Source organism: Endozoicomonas sp. SESOKO4, assembly GCF_024606275.1.
Genome location: NZ_JAHHPS010000303.1, coordinates 1 through 12628, shown reverse-complemented (window position 1 = coordinate 12628; position 12628 = coordinate 1). Strand labels below are relative to the sequence as shown.

General features: G+C 47.1%; 14 protein-coding genes. 6 read left to right on the top strand and 8 right to left on the bottom strand.

Translation table 11 applies throughout. The features are described 5' to 3' along the window. Nucleotides 1-42: 42 nt before the first annotated feature. Entirely contained in the window at nt 43-816 is a 774-nt protein-coding gene (locus KDK16_RS05745) for an AAA family ATPase (RefSeq protein ID WP_257275097.1), read from the top strand. A 304-nt stretch (nt 817-1120) separates the two neighbouring features. On the opposite strand, the gene KDK16_RS05740 is transcribed toward KDK16_RS05745, so the two are convergent. From KDK16_RS05740 to KDK16_RS05725, 4 genes are all read right to left on the bottom strand, one after another. Further along, entirely contained in the window at nt 1121-1402 is a 282-nt protein-coding gene (locus KDK16_RS05740; protein WP_257275095.1) for a helix-turn-helix domain-containing protein, read from the bottom strand. Next, on the bottom strand, nt 1402-1758 hold the full coding sequence (locus tag KDK16_RS05735) for a type II toxin-antitoxin system RelE/ParE family toxin (RefSeq protein ID WP_257275094.1): 357 nt from the start codon (nt 1756-1758) through the stop codon (nt 1402-1404). The genes KDK16_RS05740 and KDK16_RS05735 overlap by 1 nt, the downstream gene beginning before the upstream one ends. Nucleotides 1759-1897: 139 nt before the next feature. Continuing rightward, nucleotides 1898-2188, bottom strand: a complete 291-nt coding sequence (locus KDK16_RS05730) for a type II toxin-antitoxin system RelB/DinJ family antitoxin (RefSeq protein WP_257275093.1) — start codon at nt 2186-2188, stop codon at nt 1898-1900. 68 nt (nt 2189-2256) lie between these two features. After that, the gene (locus KDK16_RS05725) at nt 2257-2409 is read right to left on the bottom strand and encodes a hypothetical protein (protein WP_257275091.1); all 153 of its coding nucleotides are present in this window, start codon (nt 2407-2409) and stop codon (nt 2257-2259) included. A gap of 156 nt (nt 2410-2565) precedes the next feature. Between KDK16_RS05725 and KDK16_RS05720 the strand changes: the two genes are divergently transcribed. Together KDK16_RS05720 and KDK16_RS05715 are read left to right on the top strand one after the other, a co-directional pair. Next, on the top strand, nt 2566-2835 hold the full coding sequence (locus KDK16_RS05720; protein WP_257275089.1) for a CopG family ribbon-helix-helix protein: 270 nt from the start codon (nt 2566-2568) through the stop codon (nt 2833-2835). Beyond that, the gene (locus tag KDK16_RS05715; RefSeq protein WP_257275087.1) at nt 2835-3110 is read left to right on the top strand and encodes a type II toxin-antitoxin system RelE/ParE family toxin; all 276 of its coding nucleotides are present in this window, start codon (nt 2835-2837) and stop codon (nt 3108-3110) included. Before KDK16_RS05720 ends, KDK16_RS05715 begins: the two co-directional genes overlap by 1 nt. An 87-nt stretch (nt 3111-3197) precedes the next feature. Here the strand turns inward: KDK16_RS05715 and KDK16_RS05710 are convergent, their stop codons facing one another. Both KDK16_RS05710 and KDK16_RS05705 read right to left on the bottom strand, forming a co-directional pair. After that, the gene (locus tag KDK16_RS05710) at nt 3198-4325 is read right to left on the bottom strand and encodes a choloylglycine hydrolase family protein (protein ID WP_257275086.1); all 1128 of its coding nucleotides are present in this window, start codon (nt 4323-4325) and stop codon (nt 3198-3200) included. 173 nt (nt 4326-4498) lie between these two features. Beyond that, nucleotides 4499-4954: a DUF29 domain-containing protein gene (locus tag KDK16_RS05705; protein ID WP_257275085.1), complete on the bottom strand. Its 456-nt coding sequence runs from the start codon at nt 4952-4954 to the stop codon at nt 4499-4501. A 192-nt stretch (nt 4955-5146) separates the two neighbouring features. On the opposite strand from KDK16_RS05705, the gene KDK16_RS05700 reads away from it, so the two are divergent. Together KDK16_RS05700 and KDK16_RS05695 are read left to right on the top strand one after the other, a co-directional pair. Further along, nucleotides 5147-7081, top strand: coding sequence for a hypothetical protein (locus tag KDK16_RS05700; RefSeq protein ID WP_257275083.1), 1935 nt, complete (start codon nt 5147-5149; stop codon nt 7079-7081). Nucleotides 7082-7133: 52 nt separating this feature from the next. After that, nucleotides 7134-8354 (top strand): hypothetical protein, encoded by a 1221-nt coding sequence (locus tag KDK16_RS05695; protein ID WP_257275082.1) that lies wholly within the window; start codon nt 7134-7136, stop codon nt 8352-8354. A 27-nt stretch (nt 8355-8381) separates the two neighbouring features. On the opposite strand, the gene KDK16_RS05690 is transcribed toward KDK16_RS05695, so the two are convergent. Next, nucleotides 8382-9818: an HlyD family type I secretion periplasmic adaptor subunit gene (locus KDK16_RS05690; protein ID WP_257275081.1), complete on the bottom strand. Its 1437-nt coding sequence runs from the start codon at nt 9816-9818 to the stop codon at nt 8382-8384. Next, complete coding sequence (locus KDK16_RS05685; RefSeq protein WP_257275080.1) at nt 9811-11958, bottom strand: type I secretion system permease/ATPase; 2148 nt, start codon at nt 11956-11958, stop codon at nt 9811-9813. The genes KDK16_RS05690 and KDK16_RS05685 overlap by 8 nt, the downstream gene beginning before the upstream one ends. Nucleotides 11959-12281: 323 nt before the next feature. Here KDK16_RS05685 and KDK16_RS05680 point away from each other — a divergent pair. Beyond that, nucleotides 12282-12628 (top strand): hypothetical protein (locus tag KDK16_RS05680; protein ID WP_257275079.1); only part of this gene is annotated, 347 nt, incomplete at its 3' end.

Genomic DNA, 12628 nt, shown 5'->3' with positions numbered 1-12628 from the left:
TATGAAATATACGCTATCAAAGGATATAGAGATTTGCATAATATGGTTGGTCTTGAAAATTTGAAAAAAGAGGTTCCGCGTACAATTAATTCTTTACTAGTGAGTCATTCCGTTCCAATATTCCATATAGCGTTATTGGGTAATCCAGGTACCGGAAAAACAGTAATGGCAAGAACTCTTGCACAAGTATATTATGATCTTGGAATACTGGATAAACCTGACGTAGTTGAAAAACTACGTCAAGACCTCGTAGCAAAGTATATGGGTCAAACAGAAGATCGAACAAATGCGGCAATAAAAGAAGCAAAAGGAGGGGTTCTATTTATTGATGAAGCTTATAATTTGGCCTCTAAAGACCAAGGTTATGAATATGGATCAATAGTGATTAACACACTACTTCCAGAGCTTGAAAATCAAAGGGGAAGATTTCTTGTTATCGTTGCGGGTTATTCTAAAGAGATGCGCGATTTCATGAATCAAAACCCAGGCTTAGATAGTCGTTTCCCTGTGAGACTGGAGCTTGAAGATCCATCAATAAAAACCTTTATGCAGATTTTTCAAAATATGATTTTTAAAAAGAATAAAGAGCTGGCAAGCCATGACATTAAGGGTTCCATTGCAGAGCTATTGAAAAAGCAGCGCTATGAAAAAGGTAGGAAATTTGGAAACGCGAGAGCTGTCAGGAATATAGTTGATCAAATAATTAAAAATCAAAATGATAGATTAGGAGAACGAAGAGGGTCTGCTTCTAGTATTTCGGAAGAAGACAGAAGGACGATCTTATTAGAGGATATCTCAAATATTGAAACACTCTAAATTCAGTCAAACTGCTTGGTAGGCTTAATATTAGGAAGCATTGTCGAGACTTGAAAAAACGTACAGTTTATTGACCGACACTCTCTACAGCTTGAAATAACTACCTGATTTACTCGAACGATTGCCCTGAGTGAGCTGGAGAGTCAAATATGAAAACCGAAATTTATTTTGGGTCATTTTGTGCAAGAAAATCAGCTGAGTGGCTTTATCTGGTAACCCAACAGGCAAAGCGACTCTTGCAGACCTTATCGGAAAACAAGCCCGTTAAAGCATCTACCGCCAACCTGGCTAAGAACCGGGCAAATCAAACAATCCTCAACTCCAGCTTTCTCCCCATCACCAGAGCGGCATTCGCCAGTGTTTTCAGGTTCAGGCTGGTGCTGTTGGGATCAAGAAGACGATCCAGTTGTGAACGGCTGGTGCCCAGGCGGCGGGCAAAGGTTGATTTGTTGACCTTCTCTGTTTCCAGGTACTCGCTGATTTGCCAGGCCAGGACTCGCTTTATAGCCTCTGCCTGGCATTCGGGCAGCAAGCCCTCTTCTTCCAGGAAGTCGTCGAAACTACTGCCAATATGGGGATTACTCATCACTTGCCTCCTTTTTGTTCCCTTAGCACGTCATCACGGCGTGTTTTTGCGAGCTTAAGATCGTTTGCCGGGGTTTTATCCGACTTTTTGATAAAGCCGTGCAGTAACACCATGTCAGCACCGGCTACTGTGAAGAGCACTCTGGCAATACGGGCATCCGATAGATGGATACGAACCTCCCAAAGCTTCGCATCCATTTTTCTTACCAGTGGCATACCGATAGGCCAGCCAATCTCAACCGTCTTAATGTCTTCACCCACCGTCCGGCGATCATCACGGGACAATGATTTCAGCCACTCCCGGACAGGCTCATTCCCTGAAGACGCAACAAAGAATCGAACGGCTATAATTTTCATTTCTTAATTGTACCAAAATTGGTACGTTTGGCAATTTACACTTTCGTCCTTGAGTCGAAGGGCCGCCTCTGGGTTATCATCGGAGATATAATCAATAATGGTCAAAAGGTCGTTACGAGCAGGGCCCAAGCACTCCAATTTATGCACGTTGTTTTTTCCTTTCGATCAAGGCTTGGGCTTCATCCATAACCTGGTTATGGGATAAAACATCTTCAGAGTTCAAGGCCTGCTTAACCTGCTCCCGGAACCAGGCATCATGCGCTTCAGGGTCACTGGTGAGGCCGACGGGCAGGCCACCTTCTTTGGTTATCCGGGTTTGCAGGATCCGAACCGCATCAGACAGGGTTAAGCCGAAGTTGGCCAGCTTTTCGGTTGCTTCTGTTTTTAATGCGGCATCTACACGGACGTGCAGCATTGATGTATGAGCCATAACAAATATCCTTTTTAAGTAATGTTTATTTCTATTCACTCGGACAATATTGCCACAGTCGTAAACGCTCAAAGTGCTTCATCCCCAACAGGCGGGATGGAATCCCATTCGGTAAATTCTTCCGGCATGGCGGCTGACAGATCGCACTGGGCCAGCAATTCATCCATTGAATAGCGTGGTCGGTTGAATTCACTGATAATAGAATTCTTCCCGGTTTTCATCTTCAATCCTCACTTTGTAATCCCATCTGGACATTCTGATCTTGATCAAATTGACGTCAGGTTAAGGTAGACCAAAATCTGGCAATATTATTGACTTAATCATAATTAATCACTATTTTTCAAAGTTGTTAATATCTGATTAAGAGAGGGATTATCATGGCTCAAACAGACACAAAGGTACTTACTGCCCATGTGCCATTACCTTTGGCCGAAAAAGTGGAACAGCTGGCAAAAAGACTTGAGCGATCAAGGGGATGGATTATCAAACAGGCTCTATCTGCCTGGATTGATCAGGAAGAGGAACGCGACAGGCTAACCCGGGAAGCACTGGCAGATGTAGACGCAAATGCTGTCATTGATCATCAGGCCGTGCAGGAGTGGGCAGAAAGTCTTGGAACTGAAACCCCCTTGCCGGTGCCGCGCTAATGGAAATAAAGTGGACGAGTAAAGCTCTTTCTGACTTGTCGCGGCTGTATGATTTTTTAGCTCTTGTGAATAAGCACGCAGCAGCTAAAACAGTTCAGTCTTTGACATCCAGTCCTGCCAGTCTTATAGAAAATCCAAGGCTTGGTGAAAGACTTGAAGCTTTTGACCCCAGAGAAGTCAGAAAGGTGCTGGTAGGGCCCTATGAAATGCGCTACGAAATCCAAAACTCAAACATTTATATTTTGAGGCTCTGGCATACCCGTGAAGATCGATAGTATTCCACGTCATAGGTACCCGAGAATCCGAGCGGATCAATCTTGTTTGTTGAGCCACAAGGCCCGGCGTTTAAATCATAGCAGTGACTACTTAATATCCACGACCTTCAAATCCTGCTGTTTTTTCAGATCCAGATCGCGGTAGCGAATCCCGGATTTATCAAAGTCTACCGATGCAAAATCAATCTCTCGAATACGGCTGTTAAACATGGTTTTGTAATAGTATTTCAAGTCTTTGGTATCCATGGCTGTCGTCCACTGAGTGGAACCCAGAGTGTCGTCTTTGGGGAGTTCATCTCTGGCCAGTACTGCACCAGAAGGAATATCAAAATTGTTCAGGATGCGCAGTGCTTCCATTGCGGCGGCATAACCGTCTTTGAGTGGGCGTACTGAGTTTCTCAGTGCTGCAGCCCGAACAAATCGGGAAACGGGAGTGTAATCGCCAGGCAGGCCTATCATGCCCGAACCAGCACCGTGAGGGGCTAACTCCAGATCGCCTACTTTAATGCCCGGTTTCGCTTTAGCGGTAAGGCCGACGTAGTTTCTCAGGTTTTGCAGATGCCACGGAAATTCTGGACTGTTGGTCAACACGCCGACGGGGTTGTCATAAATACTTAGCTTGCCGCCATGGGTGTACTCCACCACAATTGATGCCCCTGAGCGATCTGTCATCATGAAATGAATCGGCGGCACGATATTGCCCAAGCCTTTTTCCTTCACGGGGGCAACATCTACTTTTGGAAGATTTTGCTTTACCTCTTTTATCGTAGACTGAGTAGTCAGTACCCAGTTGCTGATGTCTTGAGGGCCGATTGTGTTTGCTGCTTTGGCAGGGTCATAGGGTGGAAACTCGGCGACGCCGGGCAAGTACAGCACTGAAACCGCCAAGCCTCTTACGTTCATTCCATCGATAAGCGACGGTTTGTTCAGGCCATTGATACCAACAACTCCGTATTTGGTTTTCCACCTTAAGCCCGGTTTGCCATCGGGTGTGAGACCTGTAAAGGCAGTGTCTCGTGGTATCACCATAATTTTTGATTCCAGATCGAAGGTTCCCCACTCTTCAGTGCGAGCCTGGATGACCGCATGGTCCTCTGAAACCAGCGTAATGGCTGTACAGGCCAGAGCGGTTGGAGTCTGAACAACGGTGATAAGAAGGATTGCGCTTAGAATAAAGGTTGTAACGACCGGTACTTTTAACGAAGGAATGTTCATGAAAAGTGCTCTTTGTGACGAGTCAGGCGCGAGGAAAGTATAGTCTCTTATTATGAGTTGGCCACGGCTAATCAGTTAAGGGTATGCCAGCAGGTGAGGGTAAATAGCAAGAATTGATGAACGGTTGATCGGTGACGATTGTTAATTGGCAGGGGCTGCCCATGACCTAACTATTAATCAGGCAACCAACCTTCCTCCATGATTTGCTCATAACTCCATGGGCATTCAGGCGGGAAATCATTCGTTTTGCACTGCATATCGTTGGCGGCTAACTTCCTGGCATGTTTATAAGCCTTTAAAAAAATCTCATCCAGCTTATTGTTTAGCCCCGGGTTTTCTTCCAACTCCTGTTGAATGGCAATTGGTTGCTTGCCGATACTGATCGCCCAACTCCGATACCACTGATCCATGCCATGAAGATCATACTTTTTCGATTGCATTTGCCATTTAAGCGCATGGAGAAACAACTGCTCAAGAGAACTCTTTAAAGTCCGGTAACGAGCCTTGCCCATGTCTTCAACTTCCTCAAGCAGATTGTCGATGTCCAACTCGCTGAAACGGCCTTGTCTGATCAACTCGGCTTGTTGGTACGACCAGCTATAGAAATCAGTTTCGTACAAATCGCTCATTGAGGGTCTCCTCTGGTCAATGGTCAGTATACACAATCATCTCTTACCCGACCGCTACCTCTTGGCGATTATAAAACAAGCAATCATGCACCAAAAAAACACCTGTGGGGAAAGGAGGGACAAGTTGGCCTGCTTCAAGCTCAGCAGCAAAGTGGCGATATAAAAATCTACTATCTGAGCATGGTTAATGACATGAAAACTGGCGGCCCCAATCTTCCTGTAAATGGCCCAAGGGGCAGGCAGGATACACATCAAAATCCATCGATACCCTCCGGTAATACCCAACCCTCGAAGGTCAATATGGGCCCCCGGGACGTGTCTGTTCACAAAACGACCGGTGCTGCATTGGAAGGTTTGGAAGGTAAAGCAGGCCAGCACTCCCCTTATGTACCTATCCACAAACGGGATGTTGTCATTGAGAAAGTGAAGGGCAGCTTCTGGAACGCCCTCCTGCGAACCTTTTCCACTGCAGCGATGGGGTTCATCCGACTCGGAATGGGCGTCCTTGGCAACAAGGCCAACGACCAGTTAGATAGCAATAAAAAGTTTGCTGGGGAAAACAGAAAGAAACTGCAGACCTTTATGGCTGAGATGAAATCCATTCAGGTTAAACAGAATAAATTAAGACAAAAGCTTCCCCACCTGAAACCTGACGAGCAGCATCAATTTGCAGAACTCCAAAAAAGGTTTTTTGAATTAAGAGCTGAACTGAGCAGGCTGGAGCTAAACTTTCAGGGGATCAATCAGACAGAGCCTCTCCTGGAAGCCTGGAATAAGAAGATCAAGAAAGAGATGCAAGACTTCCTGGCGTTGATCAAAGAGCAAATGGGTCCCGGACTTAAACTGATACATGGGCTTCAACACGTTTTTAAAAAGTCCGAAAAAGGGCCGTCTGCTGGCAAGGTTTATCACCTCAATCTGGGAGATATGTCGACCAAACTATCGACCGGTGCTGAGCTGAAGGTGCAAAACGTTGGTGTGTTTATAGAGCAGTGTTCTTTGTCACCCACGGGTGAGCTGACACTGGATATTGCCGATATCAGGGCAGATGTATCGTCAATGGGTGCCAGTGGCGAGGTCGAGCCAATGACTTTATCCGGAGGCATCCGTATCAAAATGAAGCCTCCGGCCAGTGACTACTTGCACCAAGCGTTGACCGGCAATATTGTGAAAGCTCCCATGCATCTTTATGGATTGCACAAAGCGCTGAAGCCTGTTTTTGATGGCATGTTCACAAACCCGCCTAAATCCAGGTTCAGTGATGTGGCTGAAGTGTCTGTTAAAAGCCTTCAGTTAGAGAAAAAAGATGGACAAACTATGGCGCTGCAAGACGCTCCGTTTGCTCACTCGCTGATTGATTTGGTGATCCCGCTAATGTCGGGAAGCTCCAAGCCTCCTCTTGCTGCATTGGAAGCTGAGAAGCAATGGAAGCATAAAGGATTGGAAGTGGTATGCGAAAATCTGGCCAAAGAAGAAAAAGAGCGAAATGACGATCTTGGTCAACTCCGGGAAGATATGAAACGCATGCCTGAGGGCGAAGCAAAAGACCGGTGTCAACAAATGGATCATCAAGCGGCCAGCGAGCTGGAAATGGTAGCGAAAGAGAAAGCAGTCAAAAGCCGCGAGTTAATGTTTAGCAAACAGGCAAGAGACGTTCAGCAAAAACGATTAAAAGATATTGAGTCGTACGTTGAGATGAACCGGGTGCTGATCGATCTGGTCTATGGGCTGGCGGCTGTGGCCAATGCCAACCCGGCAGGCTTACAAAAGCATTTTGATATTCCGGAAATGAATATTCCTGTATCAAATACCTGCTCTGTTGACTTGAATCAGCTCAAGATCAATGTATCTGATTTTTCTTTCAGTGAACGCGGTGTCGTGGAGCTGAGTATTCCGGAGATGGCCAGCGATATCACCGTTCAGAACGAAGCGACGGGAGAGAAAAGGTCGGTACCGGTCATCGCCAGAGGCGCAGCTATCAAAATTCGCCCACCCTATGGACCCCTGGTCAAGGAACTGTTGCAGCTGAAGTTTCCAGTGGACTCCAACACACTGGAAAAAGTCGTTATGCCGATTTATAGGGAGACGGCCAAAAAGAAGCACTCGGGGGGGGGCTCAAATCTCTGATTATTTGGAGATTGATCTGGGTACGGTTTCCTGCCTGACCCGGCAGGGGGAGGTGACTTTCTCAGCGGAGAAAGATAGCCAGTACCAGCAGCGCAGCGAGGAGTTTGTAAAGAAAACCGGAGACCTGCTTTCGAATGATGTTGATGCAGTGGAGATGTCGTCAGCACTGGCGTCGGCAGGTTTAACCCAGGAGTCTCAGCAGAAAGTCTGGAAACTCTGTGAAGAGGGCGTTTTTGCTGATCCCGTTGTTTTTGCGCCAGAAAAACTGCAGCACCTGGTATTGCCGCTCTCTCAGAACGAATCGCAACAAGAGCCGCAGCAAGAGAGGGTGGATGAACCTGTTCAGGACGAAACTGGTGAAGGTTATAACAGCTCCACCTCTCTGGATTCATTGGAAGATGAACCGTCAGTATCACGGAGTTCATCGCTGCCGGAGGTAGAGGTACCCCTGAACAGGGAAGTGACTTCCCCTTTTTCAAAACCAAAATCACCAGAGAACTCAACCCCGAATGCTGAGGTCTCAAAACCTGATCCTGTCGTAACAACTTCAATGGATAGTACGTTTTCAATAGATAGTACGCTTTCAATAGATAGTGTGCCCACAGATGACACGCTTTCAATAGATAGTGTGCCGACAAATCCGGAACCTCCGCAGAATGTAATGGCACGATCTTCTGTTTTTGAGCCTGAACGGCTTCAGTCAACAACAGTTAACGCTCGAATAACCGACGCAGTCACACCACCTTCATCATCGTTACCTGAAAAGGTCGAAGCATCCAAAGTCGAAGCATCCAAAGTCGAAACACCCAAAGCCGAAGAAGCACCGGTCAGGAAGCCTTTATCCCAGGCCGTTGTCCAGCCTGCCACAGAAAAGTCACCAGAGGCATTAAAGTTCAATGACTTGAAAGACTGCGTAGGGGTAATTAATCCACAGTTCCGGACAAAAGATGGAAAAAGGATGGCTGATTTCGAAATGCGAATTGCTCCACAGAGCTTGATGAAAAAACTGTCCTTGTGGATGAGCTTCTTCCTCGGTAAGAAAGAGATGACCGTACAGGTGGTTCTGCCCATTGTCGGAAAAGGTTCGAGGCTGCAACTTCAGTCACCTTCTGTTCAATTGAAAAAGCAGGATTCTTACAACCCAGCCGTCTGGTTAGCGACTTTTGTGTTCAATCGCAGGCTCAGGAAGATGCAATACCAGTTGGAGCTGGACCAGGTTGAGCAGCAGAAGCGTCTAAGTCTCACTCAAAAGTCTCTGGACAGCCCAGCCTGAGGCCGGGAGTCTGTTTTCAACACACCCTCAACGGACATTCAGTGCTTCATCCCGGTAGCGCAAAAAGGGTTCCAGAAAAAATTCCAGCAGTCGGCGTCTACCGGTTTTTACCTCGGCAGAGACCATCATATCCACATGCAAAGGTTCATTCTGACCGTTAACATTGACAAATTGCTGGTTCAATCGGATGTATACCGGGTACATTAATCCCTGCTCGCCCAGGTTCCGTGCATCTTTGGAAACCAGCTCAACTACGCCTTGCAGATAGCCAAAAAATGTATATGGAAAAGTTTCTATTTTGATATCGGTCACCATCCCCACCTTCACAAAACCGATATCCTTGTTTTCCACCATGACTTCCGCCTGTAGCTGGGCATTGTCCGGAACCAACGACATCAAAGTGACCGCCGGCTGGATCACCGAGCCGTCACCCAGCACCGATAATTGTTGTATCGTGCCGTCTTCCGGTGCCCGGATATAACAATTCTGGTTGTGTTCCCTGGCTTTAATAATGCTGATCTCTAGTTCAGTAATCTTGTCACTGAACTCATTGAGTTTTTCCATGCGTTCATGCCGAAATGCTTTTTGTCTACTTTCTTTTTCGCTAACAAGGGCTGCCAACTCTGCCTTTGCTTCATTCTGGTGACTCTGTTGGACTTGCAGCTGCTGGCTGGTATCCAGCTGTTTTTCCCTGACGGCTAGCCACTCCAGTCGTGAAACAAGGCCTTTGTCCAATAATTGCCGAGTCGCTTTTTCATTTTCCAGATGCAGGGGGTTAAGCATTTGCAGTCGATCAATTTCGGCCTGAATCGCCATGATTTTTGCCCGGCGCTGACTGATTTGCTGCACTATGGATTGATTGCTGCTCTGATAATGCTGGTAGTCATAATCCAGTAACTGTTGCTGGCGAAACCACTGGTCAGGGCTTGGCTTTCCCGAGAGTGGTAGCTTAGCCTGGGTAATCCACTGCTGCAGGTTGGGAGGCGGAGCCAAAGGCGTTTCCGTTGCCGATTCAAGCAACAATTGCAATCGCCCGACATTGAGTTGGTTGTGCAGCAACATGGCTTCAATCTGGCGAATATCAGCTTCTGGTTCAGTGGGGTTTAGCTTGATCAGTAATTGGTTTTTATCAACATGCTCACCTTCTGTGACATAAAGGGTATCCACCCGGCCAGCAATCAGTGATTGTATTTCCTTGACCTTGCCCACTGGTATTATTCTGCCATTGGCAGTGACTTCGGTGTCAATAAAGCTGAACCAGCTCCAGAGCAAAACAAAAGTCAGCAGGGCACAAATTAGCAACATCAGGACATGAGCAAACGGTGACGGTGGTGATTCGAGAATTTCAACCGCTGCCGGCAGAAACTCCAGTTCATCTTTTTTGCGCCTGACCTGAGGATGCTTTTTCTCATGGTGCAGGCTGTCCTTGATCAGCGTGAATATGCGTCCCAATGGTTTAAACACGTTCTGCTACACCGATTTGTGAAGACCACAGCTGAGCATAGCGGCCACGCTGTTGAACCAGCTCGTTATGGCTGCCATCTTCTTCAATAACCCCTTTTTCGATCACCACAATCCGATCGCAATGACGGATAGTTGAGAGTCGATGGGCGATGATGATGACGGTGCGGCCTTTGCAGATAGCCCGCATGTTGTCCTGAATAATTTTTTCTGACTCATAATCCAGAGCTGATGTTGCTTCATCAAAAATCAGGATATTGGGCTGGGTGGCCAGTGCTCTGGCTATCGCCAGGCGCTGAAGCTGTCCGCCTGATAGCCCTATGCCGCGCTCACCCAGCTCAGAATTGTAGCCATGGGGCATTTCGATAATGAAATCATGGGCTCCGGCCAGTTGGGCTGCAGCGATGACTGATTCCATATCCAGGGTTGGATTCGCAAGAGCAATATTGTCCCGAATGGTGCCATTAAACAGCACGCTGTCCTGGAGGACGACACCGATCTGGCGTCGGATCCAGGCTGGGTTTAATAGTGAAAGGTTGGCACCATCAATATAAACCTTGCCACTTTCTGGTATAAAGAGCCGCTGGATCAGCTTGGTCAGCGTTGACTTGCCAGAGCCTGAACGGCCGGCAATGCCGATCACTTGTCCTGCAGGAATGTTCAGGTCTATGCGGTTCAGTACTGCGGGGCTCGAAGGGCTGTAGCGAAAAACAACATTTTCAAGCCTGATGGCTCCTTTCATTGCCGGTGGTGAAGATTGGCTTAAATGACTTTGGGGCTCGGTGGGGGCGTTGATGATGTCACCGAGACGGGCGATAGCAATGCGAAATTGCTGAAAGTCTTGCCAGAGTTGGGCAAGCCTCAGGATGGGGGCAGAAATCTGCCCTGAAATCATATTGAAGGCGATCAATTCGCCTACCGTCATATGCCCATGAATGACCTCCAGAGATCCTTGCCACATCAACAGGGCGATGAACAGTTTGTTCACCAGCTGTACCGACTGACTGCCGTACATGCCCGTCACCACGGAACGGAAAGAGGCCTGGGCAAAACCGGCCAGCTGATGTTCCCAGCGCTGGCGCATCTGGGGTTCGATGGCCATGGATTTAAGGGTCTCTACCCCGGTCAGGGTTTCGGTCAGAAATGCCTGGTTAATGGCACTGCGGTGAAACAATTCTTCGGTTCTCTGGCGCAGGCGGGGAGTGATCAAAATAGAAATGATAATGTAGAATGGAATCGAGCTGACCACGATCCAGGCCAGCCGACTGGAATAGAAGAACATGACAGCTATAAACAACAAGCTGAAAAACAGATCAATGACCAGAGTGAGAGCACTGCTGGTCAGGAAATTACGCACATTTTCCAGCTCACGCACACGAGCCACAACCTGACCCACGGGTCGATTCTGGAAGAAAGCAACAGGAAGTTTCAGCAGGTGCCGGAATAACCAGGTACCTAATTCAACATCAACCCGGTTGGTGGTATGTGAAAAAACATAGGTTCTCAAGCCACCCAACATAACCTCAAACAGGGAAATGGCCAGCAGCGCGATAACCAGTACATTCAGAGTCATTTCCGCCCGGTGAACCAGCACTTTGTCCATCACCACCTGAAAAACAAGTGGCGTCAGCAGGGCAAATAGCTGTAAGAAAAACGAAGCAATCAATATGTCTCTGAACAGTTTTCGAAACTTGACAATAGCCGGTATAAACCAGTTGATATCGAAGTGCTGATTTTTGCCTGGCAGAATGCTTCGATCAGTCATTAAAATGGCCTGGCCACGCCAGTGACTCCAGAGGTCATCCAAAGAAATTGACTCTGGTCTCATTCCCTCCCGTTGAATCAATGCTTTGCCATCGCTGATGGCGGCTATAATGAAAAAATGCTCGTTTTTGTCTATGGCAATAAACGGACAGTGTATTTTAGCTAATCGCTGTCGCCTGATTCTAACTTGTCTGGCTCTCAGTTTCAGTTGTCTGGCGGCTCTGAGCATAGTCAGTGGGGTCAGGTCTTCTCCCTCTGGGCAGAACTCATGTTTGATGACACTCATGTCAATGGTTTTCTTCAGGTATTGCGTCATCAATAAAAAGCAAAACAAGCCACTCCCGGCAGATGGCTCGGTATCAGCATCTGTAGTGCCCATTGGCAATATCCTTGTTCTTGGTTCTGTTGCAAAAAAACGCTTCAACCTGAAGGTGCAGTTCGCTAATCCGTTACAGCTGTTTAGTTGAGTCTTGCATTGTAGACTTTCCCGGCGGTCCCGTTACAAATTTTTTGCATACCATAAAAACTGGTCTTTCAGGCACAGTGAGAAGTTTTTTAGAAGTTTTTTTGTAAGCAGACCCTTGATTAAGCATGCTACCTTATATGGTCAGCTATTTTAGTTTAGTCGTGAGAGGTTCTCACTTTCGCGGAAATGACTGGAACAGTAAATTCTGCCTTACCGCCCGGGAAGTAATATTGATCATGAATACTGATATTTTACGTAAAGTTTCTGCCTGTTTTGAGGCTCTCGGGGGCTGTACTTGCTTTACCGTTATTTTTCTATTTTTTGGGATGCCTTCTTTCGGACTTGGACTGACATTGATTGACAATGTGTTGATGCACGAAACCTATCAGGTTGCAAATAAGACCCAATGGTTTGGTGCTCCTGCGGGCGTTGCATTATTTGCCCAAAAACACAATGTAACTGCGAATATGACAGTGGTTGTTTTAAACGACAGAGGGCTCTGTCTTGCATTCCATTGTTCAGAGGGTTCTGACCAGTGTGTTGTGCAAACGACGATCCAGATATCACCCAACTCAAGACAACA

What these genes read in the sequence shown, in the direction of transcription:
- KDK16_RS05745 (WP_257275097.1), top strand. Translation starts at nt 43, where the DNA reads ATGGTTGGTCTTGAAAATTTGAAAAAAGAGGTTCCGCGTACAATTAAT.
- KDK16_RS05700 (WP_257275083.1), top strand. Translation starts at nt 5,147, where the DNA reads ATGAAAACTGGCGGCCCCAATCTTCCTGTAAATGGCCCAAGGGGCAGG.
- KDK16_RS05740 (WP_257275095.1), bottom strand. Translation starts at nt 1,402, where the DNA reads ATGAGTAATCCCCATATTGGCAGTAGTTTCGACGACTTCCTGGAAGAA.
- KDK16_RS05725 (WP_257275091.1), bottom strand. Translation starts at nt 2,409, where the DNA reads ATGAAAACCGGGAAGAATTCTATTATCAGTGAATTCAACCGACCACGC.
- KDK16_RS05685 (WP_257275080.1), bottom strand. Translation starts at nt 11,958, where the DNA reads ATGGGCACTACAGATGCTGATACCGAGCCATCTGCCGGGAGTGGCTTG.
- KDK16_RS05720 (WP_257275089.1), top strand. Translation starts at nt 2,566, where the DNA reads ATGGCTCAAACAGACACAAAGGTACTTACTGCCCATGTGCCATTACCT.
- KDK16_RS05730 (WP_257275093.1), bottom strand. Translation starts at nt 2,188, where the DNA reads ATGGCTCATACATCAATGCTGCACGTCCGTGTAGATGCCGCATTAAAA.
- KDK16_RS05710 (WP_257275086.1), bottom strand. Translation starts at nt 4,325, where the DNA reads ATGAACATTCCTTCGTTAAAAGTACCGGTCGTTACAACCTTTATTCTA.
- KDK16_RS05705 (WP_257275085.1), bottom strand. Translation starts at nt 4,954, where the DNA reads ATGAGCGATTTGTACGAAACTGATTTCTATAGCTGGTCGTACCAACAA.
- KDK16_RS05735 (WP_257275094.1), bottom strand. Translation starts at nt 1,758, where the DNA reads ATGAAAATTATAGCCGTTCGATTCTTTGTTGCGTCTTCAGGGAATGAG.
- KDK16_RS05715 (WP_257275087.1), top strand. Translation starts at nt 2,835, where the DNA reads ATGGAAATAAAGTGGACGAGTAAAGCTCTTTCTGACTTGTCGCGGCTG.